The organism is Bradyrhizobium sp. USDA 4451, assembly GCF_054822585.1.
Map to the genome: position 1 here is coordinate 978,850 of NZ_JBTRCH010000001.1, position 18,372 is coordinate 997,221.

The 18,372-nt window shown below is 64.4% G+C and carries 19 protein-coding genes; 9 read left to right on the plus strand and 10 right to left on the minus strand.

Features of this window, described 5'->3' with window-relative positions; genetic code table 11:
* Nucleotides 1-312: 312 nt before the first annotated feature.
* The 7 genes from ACVMB0_RS04490 to ACVMB0_RS04520 all read right to left on the minus strand — a co-directional run bounded on the left by ACVMB0_RS04490 (nt 313) and on the right by ACVMB0_RS04520 (nt 6,886).
* A complete protein-coding gene (locus tag ACVMB0_RS04490; protein WP_461345437.1) occupies nt 313-1,395 on the minus strand; it encodes an IS4 family transposase in 1,083 nt (360 codons plus the stop codon).
* 118 nt (nt 1,396-1,513) lie between these two features.
* Complete coding sequence (locus ACVMB0_RS04495) at nt 1,514-2,299, minus strand: class II aldolase/adducin family protein (RefSeq protein ID WP_461345438.1); 786 nt, start codon at nt 2,297-2,299, stop codon at nt 1,514-1,516.
* A gap of 296 nt (nt 2,300-2,595) precedes the next feature.
* The gene (locus ACVMB0_RS04500; RefSeq protein ID WP_461345439.1) at nt 2,596-4,236 is read right to left on the minus strand and encodes a lysine--tRNA ligase; all 1,641 of its coding nucleotides are present in this window, start codon (nt 4,234-4,236) and stop codon (nt 2,596-2,598) included.
* A gap of 160 nt (nt 4,237-4,396) precedes the next feature.
* A complete protein-coding gene (locus tag ACVMB0_RS04505) occupies nt 4,397-5,329 on the minus strand; it encodes a transporter substrate-binding domain-containing protein (RefSeq protein ID WP_456756398.1) in 933 nt (310 codons plus the stop codon).
* A 178-nt stretch (nt 5,330-5,507) separates the two neighbouring features.
* Nucleotides 5,508-6,098, minus strand: coding sequence for an SCO family protein (locus tag ACVMB0_RS04510; protein ID WP_461345440.1), 591 nt, complete (start codon nt 6,096-6,098; stop codon nt 5,508-5,510).
* A gap of 18 nt (nt 6,099-6,116) precedes the next feature.
* Nucleotides 6,117-6,251 carry a hypothetical protein gene (locus tag ACVMB0_RS04515; protein WP_263009965.1) on the minus strand — a complete coding sequence of 45 codons (135 nt, stop codon included), beginning with the start codon at nt 6,249-6,251 and terminating at the stop codon, nt 6,117-6,119.
* Nucleotides 6,252-6,421: 170 nt separating this feature from the next.
* A complete protein-coding gene (locus tag ACVMB0_RS04520; RefSeq protein WP_456751973.1) occupies nt 6,422-6,886 on the minus strand; it encodes a hypothetical protein in 465 nt (154 codons plus the stop codon).
* Between the two features lie 278 nt (nt 6,887-7,164).
* On the opposite strand from ACVMB0_RS04520, the gene ACVMB0_RS04525 reads away from it, so the two are divergent.
* A complete protein-coding gene (locus ACVMB0_RS04525; protein WP_461345441.1) occupies nt 7,165-8,823 on the plus strand; it encodes an FAD-binding dehydrogenase in 1,659 nt (552 codons plus the stop codon).
* Between the two features lie 75 nt (nt 8,824-8,898).
* On the opposite strand, the gene ACVMB0_RS04530 is transcribed toward ACVMB0_RS04525, so the two are convergent.
* Together ACVMB0_RS04530 and ACVMB0_RS04535 are read right to left on the minus strand one after the other, a co-directional pair.
* Nucleotides 8,899-9,258 carry a hypothetical protein gene (locus ACVMB0_RS04530; RefSeq protein ID WP_456751971.1) on the minus strand — a complete coding sequence of 120 codons (360 nt, stop codon included), beginning with the start codon at nt 9,256-9,258 and terminating at the stop codon, nt 8,899-8,901.
* 247 nt (nt 9,259-9,505) lie between these two features.
* Nucleotides 9,506-9,853, minus strand: coding sequence for a winged helix-turn-helix transcriptional regulator (locus tag ACVMB0_RS04535; protein WP_456751970.1), 348 nt, complete (start codon nt 9,851-9,853; stop codon nt 9,506-9,508).
* A gap of 105 nt (nt 9,854-9,958) precedes the next feature.
* Between ACVMB0_RS04535 and ACVMB0_RS04540 the strand changes: the two genes are divergently transcribed.
* Nucleotides 9,959-11,407, plus strand: coding sequence for a CDGSH iron-sulfur domain-containing protein (locus ACVMB0_RS04540; RefSeq protein ID WP_461345442.1), 1,449 nt, complete (start codon nt 9,959-9,961; stop codon nt 11,405-11,407).
* Between the two features lie 306 nt (nt 11,408-11,713).
* Nucleotides 11,714-12,064: a RidA family protein gene (locus ACVMB0_RS04545; protein ID WP_375786669.1), complete on the plus strand. Its 351-nt coding sequence runs from the start codon at nt 11,714-11,716 to the stop codon at nt 12,062-12,064.
* A gap of 59 nt (nt 12,065-12,123) precedes the next feature.
* Here the strand turns inward: ACVMB0_RS04545 and ACVMB0_RS04550 are convergent, their stop codons facing one another.
* Nucleotides 12,124-13,188 (minus strand): aromatic ring-hydroxylating dioxygenase subunit alpha, encoded by a 1,065-nt coding sequence (locus tag ACVMB0_RS04550; protein ID WP_461345443.1) that lies wholly within the window; start codon nt 13,186-13,188, stop codon nt 12,124-12,126.
* A gap of 68 nt (nt 13,189-13,256) precedes the next feature.
* Between ACVMB0_RS04550 and ACVMB0_RS04555 the strand changes: the two genes are divergently transcribed.
* From ACVMB0_RS04555 to ACVMB0_RS04580, 6 genes are all read left to right on the plus strand, one after another.
* Entirely contained in the window at nt 13,257-14,204 is a 948-nt protein-coding gene (locus ACVMB0_RS04555) for a LysR family transcriptional regulator (RefSeq protein WP_461345444.1), read from the plus strand.
* A 108-nt stretch (nt 14,205-14,312) separates the two neighbouring features.
* Nucleotides 14,313-14,675: a nuclear transport factor 2 family protein gene (locus ACVMB0_RS04560; RefSeq protein ID WP_456751966.1), complete on the plus strand. Its 363-nt coding sequence runs from the start codon at nt 14,313-14,315 to the stop codon at nt 14,673-14,675.
* A 264-nt stretch (nt 14,676-14,939) separates the two neighbouring features.
* Nucleotides 14,940-15,737: a helix-turn-helix transcriptional regulator gene (locus tag ACVMB0_RS04565; protein WP_461345445.1), complete on the plus strand. Its 798-nt coding sequence runs from the start codon at nt 14,940-14,942 to the stop codon at nt 15,735-15,737.
* Between the two features lie 105 nt (nt 15,738-15,842).
* Complete coding sequence (locus ACVMB0_RS04570; RefSeq protein WP_461345446.1) at nt 15,843-17,012, plus strand: cytochrome P450; 1,170 nt, start codon at nt 15,843-15,845, stop codon at nt 17,010-17,012.
* 247 nt (nt 17,013-17,259) lie between these two features.
* Nucleotides 17,260-17,652, plus strand: a complete 393-nt coding sequence (locus ACVMB0_RS04575; RefSeq protein WP_461345447.1) for a DUF5132 domain-containing protein — start codon at nt 17,260-17,262, stop codon at nt 17,650-17,652.
* A 148-nt stretch (nt 17,653-17,800) separates the two neighbouring features.
* Nucleotides 17,801-18,358 (plus strand): HMA2 domain-containing protein, encoded by a 558-nt coding sequence (locus ACVMB0_RS04580; RefSeq protein ID WP_461345448.1) that lies wholly within the window; start codon nt 17,801-17,803, stop codon nt 18,356-18,358.
* Nucleotides 18,359-18,372 lie beyond the last annotated feature (14 nt).

Consider the following 18,372-nt stretch of genomic DNA (forward strand, 5'->3'; position numbering starts at 1 on the left):
AGCGGCCACACCAACGGTGTCGTCCCGGCGAAGACCGGGACCCATCACCACCGATGATAATTGCTGCACCAAGCTGGGGCCACAGCGCGCTTCAACAACATGCCCTGTGGTAATGGGTCCCGGCTTTCGCCCATGTGCGTTAAGGTAGTGGATACATGGTTTGATAGCGGCGCTTTTTCCTCGGGGGCTCGCGGAGGTGTCGGCGAAGAGTGGAGAGAGATCGGCGAAGGCGAGCCATTGTCGGCTGCGGAATGATCGCCTGCAGGAGTGAGGCGACGAGTTGGCGGAGCAAGCGCCACGCGCCGGGGCGGGTCAGGCGGCGTCCGCCAAGCGGGGAGAGTCCTCGAGTTCGTCGACAAGCGGCTCGAGCAAGAGAATAACCAGCAGATGAGCGAGGATGTGAGGTCGGGCCGTTCGTTCGTCAGTTCCCGGCGGCCCCTTCAGGCCGATCAGGCTCTTCAGTCGCTTGAAGCCCAGTTCGATCCGCCAGCGCAGGCGATAGAGGGCGAGAACATCATCCGCGGTGAAGTCATCCGGAGCAAGTGAGGTGACCAGGATGACCCAATCGGCGGCCTCAAGCGTTTGCTTGGAGAGCTGATGGCCTCCCTTCTGTGCGGTCCGGTGCGCCTTGCGTCGTGCCTCGGCAGCAGCCTGTTGCGGCTTCTTGATGGCGACCAGACGCACGGCGAGCGGCGCGCCGTGCTTGGGTTTGATCCAAATCGGACAATCGATGAGGCCTCGTTCCGCCGCCTTGCGCAGCTCAGCCATGAGGTCCAGCGCACAGCCTTTGCAATCGAGCCAGCGCGCGCTCTTCCAACCAGCCCGAATGACGAAGTCTGCGCCGGCCTCGATCAGCCGTGCCATGCGTTCCGGCTGCAAATAGGCCCGATCGGCAAGACGGATTTCGCCCGCAACCACCGGGATCCGGTCGAGCGTCTCGCCTTCTTGCTGATCGGTCAGTTCGAAGTGGCCAAATCGTTCCTGCGGAAGATCGAACGCGCTGTGAATGCGCCACACCTCGTTCTTCTTCCTGGCATCCAGCGCTTTCTTCGGCACCGTGGTAGCATCGATGATCCGGATCAAGCGACCTCGGCTTGCCTTCGGGGCAGCGGCAGCAAGCGCCTGACCCACCAGCAGCGCCAGCCAATCTCCGCACTGACGCAAACGATACAGCAACGCCACGCAGGAAATGTCGACAAGGCCGACCGATGTCGCCCATGCCGCCGTCGAGCGAAGTCCCCGCTCACTCAAACAATAAGCCAGGATCAGCCGCAGCAAATCCACCGCACTCCTAATCTCGCGCGGACGCACGAAAGCCTTCGTCTCACGTGCCGTGCGATTGAGTGCTTCTGCCCCACCGAGCCGGGTCACGACGCCCGCCCAGTCGCCATTCACCAGCGATTCGTGTGTCATTCCATGCTGGAATCACAAACGATTCCGCCACACAAGCCTATTTTAACGCCGATGGGCTTTCGCCGGGACGACGGCGGAGATTGCGGATGCGCTGCGTAGTCTACGTCGCGTAGTCCGGCTCCTTGCGGTCCAGCATCCGCTTCAGCGCATCGAAATGCCGCTGCGCCGGGCTCGGGCCGTTGTAGAGATGGTCGTCGCGGAAATCGCGCTTGGTCTTCTCCACCACATGCGGCGGCAATTGCTTGAGCGGCTGCTGGGTCCACATCGCGTAGATTTGCACCTGCGCGGCGCGCTCGATGTAATAGAGCCGGTCATAGGCGTCGGCGACGGTCTCGCCGACGGTCGAGATGCCGTGATTGGCCATGAACAAAATGGTCTTGTTGCCGATCACCTTGGCGAGCCGTGCGCCTTCCTCGGGGTCGAGCGCAGGTCCGGTGTAGAGATCGTCATAGGCGATCGCCTCCGACAGCCCGACCTCGGTCTGGCCGATCTCCTTGATCCGCGGATCCTCGAGCCGGGTCAGCGCGCTGGCATACGGCATATGGGTGTGGAACACCGCCTTGGCCTGCGGCAGCGCCTTGTGGATCGGCGCATGGATACAGAAGCATGAGCGCTCGACCTCACCCTCGCCGCGCTTCACCTCGGCATCGTCGATGCCGACCTCCATGAACGACGACGCGGTGACCTCCGACCAGTGCATGCCGAACGGAATCTGGTAGTAGCGGTCGGTGCGGCCGGGAACCACGAAGGTGAGATGGTTGAAGATGCCTTCGGAAAAGCCGTGGATGTAGGCGAGCCGATGCGCCGCCGCGAGATCGACCCGCGCCTGCCATTCCTCGGCGCCCGAACTGTCCTGCAGCGATGTCGGTGAAACCCTGAACTGCATGCGCATGCTCCCATCTGTGCCGCCCCCTTGGCGGAGGCCGTGCTGATTTTATGGGGCCGACTGTAGCGCAATCCGGCAACAGCCTCGGCTGAAATTGCGGCAGGACTGCCATCTGGTTTTGCGGCGCTACGCCGCAGTGTGCGCTCGTAGCCCGGATGGAGCCAACGGGTCGCGCGAACGCGCGCCCGATGACAGGCTCCGCGCAATCCGGGGCACCGAGGCCGCTGATGATGATCCCCCGGATTTCGCTTCGCTTCATCCGGGCTACACATCCTTCAAATTGCGACCACCGCAAATTACGACGACCGTGCCAATGCGCCGTCGATCATGTTGACCGCGTTCTGCACGCCGTAGACCGCGACGAAGGAACCGAAGCGCGGGCCCTTCTCCTGGCCGAGCAGCACCTGGTAGAGCATGTTGAACCAATCGAGCGAGACGCCGGGGCGGCCGTCCTTGCCCTTCTTGACCAAGTCGAGGAACGGCTCGCGGCGGCCGATCTCGTAGACCACGTTCTGGATGTCTTCCGCGGTCGCCTCAGCCGGCATGTTGGCGAGCGCATCGCGCAGGTCCTGCAGCGCGGCGCGTTCGCCATCGGTCGGCTCGCGGAACTGCTTGGTCGGCGCCACGAAGTCGCGATAGTAGTTGATGGCGTAGCCGACCATCGCATCGAGCTTCGGATGGGTCTGCGGCGTCACACCCGGACGATAGCGGCCGATGAAGCCCCACAGCGTCTCGGCATTCTCCGCATTCGACGACGACACCAGCGTCAGCAAGAGCTGAAAGGTGACGGGCATGTCGGCCTGCGGCGGCTTGCCGGAATGGATGTGCCAGACCGGATTTTGCAGCTGCTGCCGCGCCTCCTGGCGCGTGAAGCCGTCGAGGAACTGCTGGTAGTCGTCGACATTGCGCGGGATGACGTCGAAATAGAGTCGCTTCGCCGCCTTGGGCTCGCGATACATGAACAGCGACAGCGATTCCGGCGAGGCGTAGCGCAGCCATTCGTCGATGGTCAGGCCGTTGCCCTTCGACTTCGAGATCTTCTGGCCCTTCTCGTCGAGGAACAGTTCGTAGTTGAAGCCTTCCGGCGGCGTGCCGCCGAGCGCGGAGCAGATCTTGCCCGACAGCTTCACCGAATCGATCAGGTCCTTGCCGGCCATTTCATAGTCGACACCGAGCGCATACCAGCGCATCGCCCAGTCCGGCTTCCATTGCAGCTTGCAGCGGCCGCCGGTGACGGGAACGGTGACGCTCTCCTTGGTCTCGGGATCTTCGTAGGAGATCGTGCCGGCCTTGGCGTCATGCGCGGTCACCGGCACGTAGAGCACGAGGCCGGTGCGCGGACAGATCGGCAGGAACGGCGAGTAGCTCGCGGCGCGCTCCTCGCGCAGCGACGGCAGCATGATCGCCATCACCTTCTCGATCCGCTCCAGCATGCGCAGCAGCGCGGCGTCGAACCGGCCGGAGGTGTAATACTCGGTCGAACTCGCGAATTCGTAGTCGAAGCCGAACTGGTCGAGGAAGGCGCGCAGCCGCGCATTGTTGTGCTGGCCGAAGCTCGGATGGGTGCCGAACGGATCGGGCACCTTGGTCAAGGGCTTGCCGAGATGCTGCTCGAGCAACTCCCTGTTCGGCACATTGTCCGGCACCTTGCGCAGGCCGTCCATATCGTCGGAGAAGGCCAGCAGGCGGGTCTTGATCTTATCTTCGGTGAGCACGCGGAAGGCGTGGCGCACCATCGTGGTGCGCGCGACCTCGCCGAAGGTGCCGATATGCGGCAGGCCCGAGGGGCCGTAGCCGGTCTCGAACAGCACCTCGTCCTTGGGATTTTTCTTCAGCCGCGCCACAATCGCTTTCGCCTGCTCGAACGGCCAGGCGTTGGATTGTTCGGCGAGCGCCCGCAGGTCGCTCGGGCTGGCAGAAGGATCGATCACGGACATTCCTCAGGCTTTCTCCAAAAAGGCCGCGAAAACTAACGCTTTCGCGGCAAAATGCAAAACGACGGGAAGCTTGTCGTCATTCCGGGATGGTGCGTCAGCACCAGACCCGGAATCTCGAGATCCCGGGTTCGATGCTACGCATCGCCCCGGAATGACGGAGCTAAAACGGGCTGATCGAGAAATAGCGCAGCCACAGATCGGTGAAGCGGCCTTTTTCCCAGATCCGGAACAGCGCCCAGTTCAGCGACTGCCGCAGCAGGTCGTTGCCCTTGCGCACGGCGATGCCGACGCCCTCGCCGAAATAGCGGCTTTCGACAAAGGGACCGCCGGAGAACGCGCAGCATTCGGCGGAATCGGTGCCGTTGATCCAGAACGCCAACGAGATCGCATCGCCGAAGATGAAGTCGACCTCGCCGCGGCGCAGTGCCGCACGCAGCGCGTCGTTATCCGGATAGGAATGGATCTCGGCGTCGGTGAACATCGCCTTGAGATAGGCCTCGTGCGAGGTGCCGGCGATCACGCCGACCTTCTTGCCCTCGAGATATTCGGGACGGATTTCCGGCATCACGTTGTCGCGGCGCGACACGAAGCGGGCTGGCGCGCGATAATAGGGATCGGTGAAATCGACCTTGGTGCGCAGCTGCGGCGTCACCGCCATCGAGGCGATGATGGCGTCGCCCCGGTTGGTGGCGAGCGCATCGATCAGGGTCTCGAAGCGGCGCATCTGGATGGTGCAGGTGACCTTGATCTCGTCGCACAGCGCACGCGCCAGGTCGACGTTGAAGCCGGCCGGATTGCCATCAGGGCCAGTGAAGTTGAACGGCGGATAATCGGTCTCGGTCAGGAAGCGGATCACGGTGAGGCGCGACAGGTCGGGCCGGTCGGGCCTGCGCCGCGGATCCCAGAAGCCGGGCACCGCCTGGGGCGCGGCCTCGGTGGCTTTGGGTGGCTGGGTTGGCGGCGACGGAGCCGCTGCTGCCGGCGGCGGCGCGGGTGCCGGCTGTGCAGGGGCCGCCTTGGCGGCCGGAGCCGGCGCGCTCTTCGCCGCCGGGGCCTGTGCCGGAGGCGTCTGCCCGGCCGCGGGCCCCCCCATGGCCAGCACGGCGGCGGCCAGCAATCCCGCGGCCAGGCGAGACTGGCGCGAGCGGACGGCACATGGCTGGGCAGACAGATTGGGCATAACCGGCAATATCAGGAAATTGAACGGCTTATAGACCATCCGGCGCGTGAAGCGAGCGCCGAATGGGTTAATTCTGAACCGGAAAAAGCGATCAGAGATACCGTTTGAGATCAGCCGCCGCCTCTTCCGGCGTCCGTTTCAGATTGAACGGCGCGACGAAATGGCCGTCGCGGTCCATCAGATAGATCAGCGCGGTGTGGTCCATCGTGTAGTCGCCATCCTTGAGCGGCACCTTCTTGGCGTAGACACGGTAGCTCGACAGCACCTTGGCGATCGCTGCCGGGTCGCCGGTCAGGCCCTTGAGGTGTGGATCGAAGCTCGACAGGTAATCCTTCATCGCCGAGGCGGTGTCGCGCTCCGGGTCGACCGAGACGAAATAAGCATTCACGCGGTCGGCATCCTTGCCCATCGCCTTCAGGACCTCGGAAATCTCGAACAGCGAGGTCGGACAGATGTCCGGGCAATGGGTGAAGCCGAAGAAGATCAGCGTCGGCTTGCCCTGGAGGTTCTTGTCGGTGACGGTTTGCCCGGCCTGGTCGGTGAGCTGGAACGGGCCGCCGATCGCGGCCGGCGCGGCGACGGTGCGTAGGCCGCCGACCGCCCACAGCATAAGGAACAGGCCGACCGCCAGACTGCCGGCGAAGGCAGCAAAGATCACCAATGGGCGCGTGGTCCGGGGCATGATGCGAGAGCGTCCTTGTCAGAAGCAGGCGGCGATGCCGGCCGTGATCATTTCGAAAAACACCGCGGTCCCGTAGTGGAACCAGAGCGCGGCGGCGGCAAGCAAGGCCAATCCGCCGATGCCGGCAGCGCCCCACAGGATAGCAGACGCCACCCGGCCCTGCGGAGCCGCAACGAGCTCGGATCGGGTGGAGATCGGCTGAACCATGCGGTTGAGATAAGCCGGGTTCCGGCAGGCAGCAAGCGCAATGGCGGTCGCAGGCCGTCAAATGAGTGCGAGGCGATTTCCGGCGCTTATCCCGTCATGCCGGGGTCGGCTACGCCTCAATGCTCGCCCTTGGCCGAGGCCTGGGCGTTGAGGTAGCACGGCTTGTACAGCGCCTGCAGTTGCTTGCCTTGCAGGAAGATCATGCGCCGGGTCAGACCGCCGCGACCCGTGATCCATTTTCGCACCGCCGGCGGATACATCAGGTACAGCATATGGGTCGCTTCGGGATTGGGCACCGGACGGCCGTCATCACCGTAATCCCAGGCGGCATGGAAGCCGAGGCTGGCATGCGAGGTCACGCAAATCCGGTCGTGCGGAACCTTGCCGAGCACGATGGTGCAGGCCGAGGCGCACAGCCCGTCGATGATCACGGTCTCACCCGAGGTGCGCAGGTCCTGATATTTGTCGACATAGACGCCGATCTTGCCGCCGCGATCGTCGGCGATCCTGACCACTGCGTGAGACGCCCCCATTCCCGCCAGCAGGAGAACCGCAGCGAGCAACCCCGTCAGCAACTTCATTTTGGCCAGCCCCAGTCGAAACCGAATCTGTTTGGTCTGTGATGCACGACAATCGTGAGCGTGTTGCGGCGACGGATTTTTGTCCAGACGAGCGAAGCCGGTCAAAACAAATTCAAATTGGGTGTTGCGCGCACGCTGCACTGGCGCGTGGAAAAGGTCCCAAACTGGAACAGCTTGCCGCAACCATTTGGTGCCTCGCCGCCACAGGCAAGGTCCATTTGGCGTTGACCGCGCACAACGACGTGGTCTTGATTCACGGTGGGACGGGGGAATCAAACATGGCTGACGATGCAGATGTGATCGTGGTCGGCGCCGGGCTTGCCGGTCTGGTCGCCGCAACCGAGATCGCCGATGCGGGCAAGCGCGTCATCGTGCTCGACCAGGAAGGGGAACAGAGCATCGGCGGCCAGGCGCTCTGGTCGTTTGGCGGATTGTTCCTGGTCGATTCGCCGGAACAGCGCCGGCTCGGCATCAAGGACTCTGCCGACCTCGCGTTGCAGGACTGGATGGGCACCGCCGGTTTCGATCGCGAGGAGGATCATTGGCCGCGCAAATGGGCCGAAGCCTATGTCGCGTTCGCGGCGGGCGAGAAGCGCGACTGGCTGCGCGCGATGGGCCATCGCATCTTCCCGGTGGTCGGCTGGGCCGAACGCGGCGGCTACGACGCGATGGGCCACGGCAATTCGGTGCCGCGCTTCCACGTCACCTGGGGCACCGGTCCCGGCATCGTCGAGCCGTTCGAGCGTCGCGCGCGCGGCGCTGCGAACAGCGGACGGATCATCTTCAAGTTCCGCCATCGCGTCGATGCGCTCAGCGTGACCAACGGCGCGGTCGACGGCGTCAGCGGCGCGGTCCTGGAACCGACGTCGGTCGAGCGCGGCAAGAGTTCGTCGCGCAACGTGGTCGGCGATTTCTCCCTGCGCGCGCAGGCGATCATCGTCGCCTCCGGCGGCATCGGCGGCAATCATGATCTGGTGCGGCAGAACTGGCCGACGCGGCTCGGCGCGCCGCCGAACTTCATGATCTCCGGCGTGCCCGAACATGTCGACGGCCGCATGATCGGGATCACCGAGCAAGCAGGTGCCCGGCTGATCAACCGCGATCGCATGTGGCACTATGTCGAGGGCATCCAGAACTGGAATCCGATCTGGCCGCGTCACGGCATCCGGATTCTGCCGGGGCCATCGTCGATGTGGTTCGACGCCACGGGCAAGCGATTGCCGGCGCCGCTGTTCCCGGGCTCCGACACGCTCGGGCAACTGCATTACATCATGGGCACCGGCTACGACTATTCGTGGTTCATCCTGACCCAGAGCATCATCAAGAAGGAATTCGCGCTGTCGGGCTCGGAGCAGAACCCCGACCTCACCGGAAAAAGCTGGCGCATGACGATCAAGCGCGCCACCAACAAGGGCGCGCCGGCGCCCGTGGAGGCCTTCAAGCAGCACGGCGCCGACTTCCTCGTGCGCGACAATCTCGCCGATCTCATCAGTGCCATGAACAAGCTCGCCGGCAATGATCTGTTGCAGCTCGACGCCATCAAGGCGCAGATCGAAGCGCGCGATCGCGAGATCATCAATCCCTACGTCAAGGATGCGCAGGTGATGAACCTGCACAATGCGCGGCGCTATATCGGCGACCGACTGATCCGGACCGCGAAGCCGCATCGCATCCTCGATCCCGAGCACGGCCCGCTGATTGCGGTGAAGCTCAACATCCTGACCCGTAAGACGCTCGGCGGCTTCGAGACCGACCTGGATTCACGCGTGTTCGGCAGGGATCACCAGATCATCCGCGGGCTCTACGCGGCCGGCGAAGCCGCCGGCTTCGGCGGCGGCGGCGTGCACGGCTATCGCTCTCTGGAGGGAACATTCCTCGGCGGCTGCCTGTTCTCGGGCCGCAATGCGGGGCGCGCGGCGGCGAGGGCGGTGGATTAAACCCGCCGGGTTTGAACCGGCGGGCTCTTGTCATTGAGTCGGAATTTCTTCGGCTAGCTTGGAGCTATCTTGCGCTCACGCCAGCTTGGTGAAGAGCGTGAGAATGCCGTTGCTGAGATTGACCGCGACAACCTGTGCCGAGCTCAGTCCCTTCGCCTTCAGCGCGGAAGTCGCCTCCGTGGACGCGTCGATCGAACCCCGCAGGCTCTTCAGATCCTCTTCGCTTGCCTTTGCGATGACGGCCTCGACCCGTGACCGGACTTCGGGCTTCAGTTCCTTCACGTCCACGACCTGTATGGTCTTGATCGTGGCGGGCTGCTCAGACTGGGCCTGCGACGGCGTGTTCGGTTGCGTTCCCTGCACTTGCGCCCAGGCAGGCGCCCCAAGCGAGAGCGCGGCAACAATGATGGATGCCGTAGAGATACGGATGCGCATGAGCATTCCTTGTGTTGATTACCCCCAACATCCCGCGACAACGAGCTTTCCTCGCTGATGGTTCCGGCCGGAATCCACTCTCCAGGCGGTTCCGTGCGAGGCACATGGAACCGCCGCAGGGGCACCGTCAAATATCGCAAAACAACCCCATGCAAAGGAGCCGGCGGCGGTCGCGCTCGACCAAGAGACTTGACACGTCGGGCAACGCAGGGGCACACTTCCAATATTCCGAAATTACGCCCTCGCCCTACTCCGCCTCCACGTTGAGGAAGCGGACACCGAACGTGTCAGCATTCGCCTGCCCCCAATCGTAGAGGGCCTGCAGCATCGGCTTCAGCATCTCGCCGCGTTTGGTCAGGCAATAGCGCGAGGCGCCGCCGCCGCGCTCCTGCTTGACGAAGCCTGAATTGCAGAGATCGCGCAGCCGCTCGGTCAACACCTTGTCGCTGAGCTGCGGGATGTCGTGGCGCAGTTCGCCATAGCGCATCGGGCGGACCTTCAGCCGGCTCAGGATCACGGTCTTCCATTTGCCGCTGAGCTGATCGATCGAGAACTCGACCGGGCAACCATATTTGCGCTTGGTCTTGCGGATCATCGCAACTCCCCTGCGGCACTTTCCATCTGGTTCGTTGAGCGCCGCCATCGATCCATCTAAGCACGCTTCGCGCGGGTTGGGCGAGTTCAGGGATCATTGCAAGGCATGACAGACGACAGTTCCGTCCAAGGGTCGAGCGACAGACAACCTCCACGCAAGCGCATCGCCGTCAGGCGCAACGGGCCGTATGAACCCGAGCCCGGCATTGCGATCGTCGATCATCTCGGCGTGCCGGTCGCGACCGAGGAGCCGGTGCGGCTCTGCCGCTGCGGACAATCGCAGACCAAACCGTTCTGCGACGACAGCCACGTTGCGCGCGGCTTCACCGACGGCAAGGATCCGCGGCGCGTGCCCGACAAGCTCGATGTCTATGCGGGGCAGCAGGCCCATGTGTTCGACAACCGCGGCACCTGCGCACATTCCGGCTTCTGCACCGACCGGCTCAACGCCGTGTTTCGCCTCGGCGAGGAGCCGTTCGTCGCGCCGAGCGGCGCGCGCCTCGACGACCTCATCAATGCGGTGCGCCGATGCCCGTCGGGCGCGCTCGGCATCGGCATGGGCCCGCAGTGTGATGCCAATTGGTCCGACGTCAGCCGGCCGCCACAGATCGAAATATCGAAGGACGGGCCCTATCGCATCACCGGCCATGTCGAGCTGGTCGATGAGGACGGCACGCCGATCGCACCGAACGCGGGCGCGTCGCGGGAACATGTCAGCCTGTGCCGCTGCGGCTCGTCGCGGAACAAGCCGTTCTGCAGCGGCATGCACTGGAACGTCGCATTTCATGACCCCGTGCTCGATCCGATGCGCGAGCCGACACTGTTCGAATGGGCCGGCGGCTATCCGGCGCTGCTCGACATGACGCGCATCTTCTACAGCCGCTATGTGCCGGAGGATCCGCTGCTCAGCCCGCTGTTCGCCGAGATGTCGCCGGACCATCCCGAACGGGTCGCGGCCTGGCTCAGCGAGGTGTTCGGCGGCCCGAAATTCTACACCGAACGCTATGGCGGTTATCGGCGGATGGTGTCGCAGCACATCGGCAAGCGGATCAGGCCCGAGCAGCGCGCGCTGTGGGCCACCTACATGGTGCAGAGCGCCGACGATGCCGGGCTGCCGTCCGATCCGGAATTCCGCGCCGCCTTCGTCGCCTATATCGAATGGGGCTCGCGGATTGCGGTGGAGAATTCCGGCCCCGGCGCAACACCGCCGCCGAACATGCCGGTGCCGCGCTGGTGGTGGGTCTGCAACGCAACGCCGGCCGCGCGGCCGTCGGCAGCCGCGAGCGACGTGCCCGTCGCGAATGACCGCGGCGTCGCGCTGCCCGGTCCCGGCGAGACCGTGCAGTTCGAACAGCACATCCGGCCGCTGTTCCGGCCGATGGATCGCAACGCGATGCTGTTCGCGTTCGATCTCTGGAAGGAGGCGGACGTTGCCAGGCACGGCCGGCAGATTCTAGCGCGCCTCGAGGCCGGGACCATGCCGTGCGACGGCGCCTGGCCGGCCGAGCGGGTGGCACTGTTCGCACGCTGGGCAGGTGCTGGATCGAATCCTTGAAAATTGTGATTGCGCCGAGGCAGTCTCTGCTGTCGTCCCTGCCTAGTGCGCAATTGCGCACGGGAGCAGGAACCCAACTACCGCTCCAAATCGTTGAGTGCGCTGGGGCCGCAATGTGCTTCACGGCTGATTTCCGTGGTTATGAGTCCCGGATCGCGCTTCGCTTGTCCGGGACGACACTGTGTTCGTGGTCGCCGCGATTTCGGTGCAATTTAAGCCATTTCCATCAGCCGCGTTGCAAAATGCGCAGTGGCGCGGACCGGTCTGGCACGTTAGACAGTGCCCGCCATTCAAGTGGAGACCCAAATGAGCATTCAGCGTTTCGAAACCGGCCCGCGCATGAGCCAGGCCGTCGTGCACGGCAACACCGTCTATCTCGCCGGCGTCGTCGCCGGCAAGGCGGCGGGCGGCAGCGTCACCGACCAGACCAAGGATATCCTGTCGATCATCGACGGCCACCTCGCCAAGGCCGGCACCGACAAGTCGAAGCTGCTCAGCGCGACGATCTACATCACCGACATGAAGACATTCCCGGAGATGAACGCGGTGTGGGACTCGTGGGTCTCCCAGGGCAATACCCCGGCCCGCGCCACCGTCGAGGCCAAACTCGCGGCGCCGCAATACAATGTCGAGATCATGGTCGTCGCGGCGAAGTAAACGCGGCAATTGACGATCAAGAACGGCGCGGCAGCCACGGGCAGCCGCGCCGTTCGTGCTTATGCGGCGCGCGCCGCGCCTTTCTCCGCATCGAGCCGGCGGGCGAACAGCCAGCGGAAATAAGTCAGCGGCGCGTCGGCGCCGATCGCGAGCAGCTGATAATCCGGATCGGCGTCGAGCACCTTCTGCTGCGCCTCGATGAAATCCTTGTCCTCGTTGAAGGCCTCCTCGAGCGAATGCCGCAGCGACAGCGAAATGTTCGGATTGTCGGTATCGAAATCGTGCAGGTAATTCCAGAAGAAGTGCGTCGACGAGCGCGTTTCCGGCGTCATGAACTGCGCGTTGCGATATGACCGCGTGCCCGGAACCTGAACGCCCTTCTCGACGCCCTGCCCGGCCGGCGCAAAGGTGGTGTCGAGCGTGAAGATGCCCGGCACGATCATGCGGCCGATATTGCGGCGGTCGACCTTGTCGTCGCGGTTCGAGATCACCTTCTTGTGGTAGGGCGGCGCATCGGCGCCCATGTGCCAGCGCTCGACGCGGAAGCCGTCGTCGAGCTTCTCGATCGCGACCGGCTTGGTCTTGTAGGCGTATTCCTCGGAGCCGCCGAGCGTGTTGGTGTGGACGAAGGCGAGATGCGCGAAGTCGCTGAGGTTATCGACGATCAACAGCCAATTGGCCTTATAGTGCATGTAGCCCGGCAGGCCGCGCCATTTGGGATCTTGCAGCGGCGGATAGTCGAGGATCAGTTTCGGGTCGGCCTTTTCGGGATCGCCGGTCCAGATGAAGATCATGTTGTAGCGCTCGACCACCGGATAGCTGCGCACGCCGAGCTTGGCCGGAATCGCGTCCTGCCCGGGGATCTGGATGCATTTGCCGTCGGCCGCGAACTTCATGCCGTGATACATGCAGCGGATATCGTCGCCCTCGATGCGTCCCATCGAGAGCGGTGCAGCGCGATGGCAGCAACGGTCGTCGAGCGCAACGACCTTTCCGCTGGCGCCGCGGTAGATCACGATCGGCCGCTCCAGGATGGTGCGCGCCAGCTTCTTGCCGTCGATCAATTCGTGGTTCAGCGCCGCCACGTACCAGGCGTTGCGCAGGAAAATTCCGTCGTCAGCCATATCACCCTCCCGATGCACGATTGCTTGCGGTCAGGTTTAGGTGATCCCGGCGATCGGGATAATCCGATTTGGCTGGACACACTGTACCGCTGGATGGACAATCGGCCATGGAGTGGCGCGACTGGGAGCTGTTTTGCGAAGTTGTCGAGCATGGCGGCTTCACCGCGGCTGCGCGCGTGCTCGGACACCCCAAATCGAGCCTCAGTGCTGCGGTGCAGCGTCTGGAAGCCAATCTCGGGCTGCGGCTGATCGAGCGGACCACCCGGCACCTGCGGCTGACCGATTCCGGCGCGACCATCTATCGCAAGGTTCGCCCGCTGTTCGCCGCGCTGCACGACACCCACAGCGAGGCGCTGGCGATGTCCGGCGCGGTGGCGGGCACGCTGCGCATCAAGGCGCCGTACGAATTCGGCGCGCATCATGCAGGGCCCGTCGCCTGCGCGGTGATGGGCCGCTATCCCGAGCTTTCGATCCGGATCGATGTCGAGCACGACATCGTCAACCCGATCGCCGAGAACTACGACATCGTGTTCGCGATGCTGGAGGCGCCGCTGCCGTCGGCCGGCATCGTGATCCGCCGCGTCTTCACCCTCGAACGCGGCCTGTTCGCGGCGCCGGCGCTGCTGGAGACATTCGGTGAGCCGCGCACGCTGGATGAACTGAGAGAGCTGCCGCTGCTGACCGGCCCCGGCGATCCGCCATGGGCGATCACCGGGCCCGGCGGCGCGGTCGAGCATCTCGCGGTCGATCGCGCGCGGCTGACCAGCTCGAATGCGCATGTCCGGCTGCAGGCGGCGCTCGCCGGCCACGGCGTGCTGCGGGTCACAGCGAGCTACACCCGTGCCGCGGTCGCCGCCGGCGAATTGCGGCGGGTCTTGCCGGACCATGCCTGCGAGCCGCTCAACGTGCACGCGCTGTTGCCGGCGCGGCAATTCGTCCCGGCCAAGGTACGCTGCTTCCTCGATGCGATGGAGGCACACGCCCGGGGTGATCCCGAGGCCTACATCAAGCCGTGACCATCGCGCCATAACGCGCGCGATGACCTCCGAGGTAATCGATCGGTGCAGGCGAACCTTCGATAGTCCGGACAGCCGCACAGTCCGGCCTATCAGAAGGAGAGCACCATGACCGACCACGCCACCATTGCCCGCCGCTATATCGAGCTCTGGAACGAGCGCACGCCGAGCCGGCGCCGCGAGATGCTGAGCGAGAACTGGACCGCCGACGCGCGCTATGTCGATCCGCTGATGAGCGGCGACGGCCATGAGGGCGTCGACGCGCTGATCGCGGGCGTGCAGCAGAAGTTTCCGGACTTCTCCTTCAAGCTGATCGGCGAGCCGAACGGCTTCGGCGACCATGTCCGCTTCTCCTGGGGGCTTGGGCCCGAGGGCGTCGACAGCCCGATCAAGGGCACCGATTTCGCCATGCTGAAGGACGGCCGGATCAGGAGCATCACCGGCTTCCTCGACCAGGTGCCGGGCGCCTGAGGCGCTTTCCCCACGGCCGTCATTCCCCGGTGCGCAATTGCGCACCTGGGGGCGACGCGCAGCGTCGAGCCCGGAATCCATTCCACCGCAGCGCTTGCGGCCCGATGGATTCCGGGCTCTCGCTGCGCGAGCCCTCAGGTGCGCAATTGCCCACCGGGGAATGACGAGGGATAGAGCTGCTCTTGCCCCAATAGCGGGGACCGGCCCCCCGCTTCCACCCCCGTGGCGTCGCTGCTAGTCTTCCCGAAACACAGGGAGGACACCATGAAGGCCGATTTCGCCTTCAAGACTTCTGTCGTCGGCGACATCACGCCGGCACTGCTGGCGATCGGCCGCGACAGCTTTGCGCAAGCGCTGATCGGCACGCTGCGCCGCGTTGCCGGTGTTGGTCACTGCATGGTGTTCTCGTTCACCGGGCCGCGGTCGGCCGCGTGCCTGCTCGATGTCGGCAACATCCCGACCGGGCGCGATCTCGGGATCGCCTATTCCGAACATTTCCATCAGGCCGACCCGAACCGGGATGCGGTGTTCGAAGGGCAGGCGCAGGCCGCCCCGATCCTGCTGCCGACTTTCGCCCGCCGCATGTACAGCGACGGCTATCGCAAGATCTTCTTCGACGATTCCGACATCGTCGACAAATTCGCCGCCGCGATCTGGACCGGCGATACCTGCTTCTACGTCAATTTCTACCAGATCACCGAGCAGGGCCGCTTCAGCCGCGAGCAGATCGCGCGCCTCGCCGCGGTCGCGCCGGCGCTGACCGCAGCCGTGGCCCGGCACTTCCAGGCCGAGCCGACTGCGGACGTTGATCCGATCGCGCGGCTGAAGACCCTGTTTGCGAGTGCCGAGCCGCTCGCGAGACTGACCGGGCGCGAGAAGGAGGTCTGCCTGCGCATCCTCACCGGCCTCAGCTCGGAAGCGATCGCAGCCGAGCTCGGCATCGGGCTGCACTCCGCCCTCACCTACCGCAAGCGCGCCTATGACAAGCTCGGCATCTCCTCGCAGAACGAGCTGTTCGCGATCGCGCTGCGGCTGATGGCGTCGGGACGCCAGCTGAACTGAGGGCGCTTTAAGGGCGGCCTCACTGTCCCCAACGGTAGGGACAGACCGGCGACAGCTGTGCGGCTATGCTTGGTCCGAAACCCGAGGCCAACCCGAGACCGCGCCGTGAGCACCGCTCCCCATTTCGACATCGACGTCACAGCGTTCTGGCAGGATCCCTATCCGGCACTGGCGCGCATGCGCAAGGAGGCCCCGATCGCCTTCGTGCCGCAGCTCGGCAGCACGCTGCTGTGCAACCGCGACGACATTTTCGTGTCGGAGAAGCAGATCGACGTGTTCTCGTCGCACCAGCCCGAAGGGCTGATGAACAAATTGATGGGCCACAACATGATGCGCAAGGACGGCGATGCGCACATGATCGAGCGCAAAGCAATCTTTCCGACGATCTCGCCGAAGACCGTGCGATCGCACTGGACCGCGCAGTTCGCCGGACATGCGAAGCGCATCCTCGACGAACTCGAGCCTGACGGCGTGGTCGACTTCGTGCAGGCCTTCGCGCTGCCGTTCTCGGCCGAATGCCTGAAATCGATTACCGGCCTCACCAACATGCGCTTCCAGGACATGAACGCCTGGTCGCAAGGCATGATCGACGGGGTGGCCAATTATGGCGGCGATCCCGCGATCGAGGCGCGCTGCCACGCGGCGACCGCGGGCATCGACGCCGCGATCGACGACATGGTTCCGATGCTGCGCAAGACGCCCGACCTCAGCCTGCTCGGCGTGCTGTTGCAGACCGAGATGCCGATGGAGAGCGTGCGCGCCAATATCAAGCTCGCGATCTCGGGCGGCCAGAACGAGCCGCGCGACGCGATCGCCGGCACAGTGTGGGCGCTGTTGACCCATCCGGACCAACTGGCGCTGGCGATGGGCGGCGCGATCCCGTGGCTGCAGGTGTTCGAGGAATATGCCCGCTGGATCTCGCCGATCGGCATGTCGCCGCGGCGGATCGCCAAGCCCTGGACGATCCGGGACGTCGCCTTCGAGACCGATGAACGCGTGTTCCTGATGTTCGGCTCGGCGAACCGCGACGAGAAGCATTTCGACCGGCCCGACGCCTTTGACGTGCGCCGCGACGCCAGCAAGAGCATCGCGTTCGGCGCCGGTCCGCATTTCTGTGCCGGCGCCTGGGCCTCGCGCGCCATGGTGGCCGACGTCGCACTGCCCGCGATCTTCGAAAGGCTCAGGAATCTGCGCCTGATCGCGGACAAGCCGCCGCGGATCGGCGGCTGGGCCTTCCGCGGCCTGCTGGATTTGCCGGTGACGTGGGACCGCTAGGACATAGCGCTGCTGGCATCCGCCTGGCTTGCGCCGGATCCATGTAAAAGCAGCAAGACAGATACACTCGGACATCAATCCGCAGCCGCGACCGACGCTGCGCCGATCCGCAAATTCGTCCCTGCTGCGCTGCGACACCATGCCGCCAGAATCGGTCGGACGGCTGTAATGAAAGTGTCACGAATCCATTTCAATCCGCCGTTATTGATGAAACTGCAGTCAGTTGAGCGGTCACAAGGGATTTCCGATGAACCCGAATACCAATGGTAGCAGTCACGATACCGCCTTCCACCATGACGCCCCCGAGCAGGATACCGAGGAAAGCGGCGGCATCAACAAGACGGTCGCGGTTGTCGCGGTGGTGGCTGTGGGTGCAGCCGTGTTCGAAGCTGCCCTGCTGCCTGGACTTGCACTCGGCGTTGCCGCGGTCGCGGCGCCGAAATATCTGCCGAAACTGGCCGGCGCACTCAATCCGCTGTTCAAATCCACCGTTCGCGGCACCTACAAGTTCGCGCAGAAATCGCGCGAAATGTTCGCCGAAGCCCATGAGCAGGTGAACGACATCGTCGCGGAAGTGAAGGCCGAAGGCCAGGCGCAGGAAAAGGCGGCGGCAGAGGGCCGGACGCACTCCGCGGCCTGAGCCGGACGCCCAACGCTCAGGATACGACGAGACGACATGCACCGGTGACCGTCGTTGCGATGGAGAGACCGGCGCCACAGGCAATCGTGTTCGACGGCGGCATCGTTCACGTCCCGCGCCGGCGCTCGAATGCTGTTAGAGGACGACGATGACCAAGATGAAGCTGCAGATTGCGCATCAGGTTCCCGGCCGGATCCGCATGAAGGTGCCGTCGGCCAAGGAAAACCCCGAGCTTCTTGAGCAGATCAAGCAGACCTTCAGCGTCATTCCCGGCATCGAGGAGGTCATCGTCAACCCGGCGACCGGAAGCATCGTGCTGCACTACGACACCGAGCGGCACGACGAATTTCACGGCCGGCTCGAGCACCATACCGGTGGCCATTACAAGCCGCCGACCAACGAGATCGACGCGCTCGCCAACAAGATCGAGCAGGAAGCCGAGTACCTCGCCGAGCATTCGCATACGGCCAGGGTGATCGTCGATTTCTTCAAGGACTTCGACAACGGGATCAAGGTCGCCACCGGAAACGTCGTCGACCTGAAGATCCTGCTTGCCACCGGCATTGCCGGCTTCACCATCTTCGAAGTCGGCGCCAGCGCCGCGACGCCGGTTTGGGTCACGCTGGCGATCTTTGCACTCAACCACATGATTCAGGCCAACATGGGCGCCGCGGAAGAGGCGGAGTCGGCAGGCGCGAAGGCCTGACGCGCGCGAGGGGC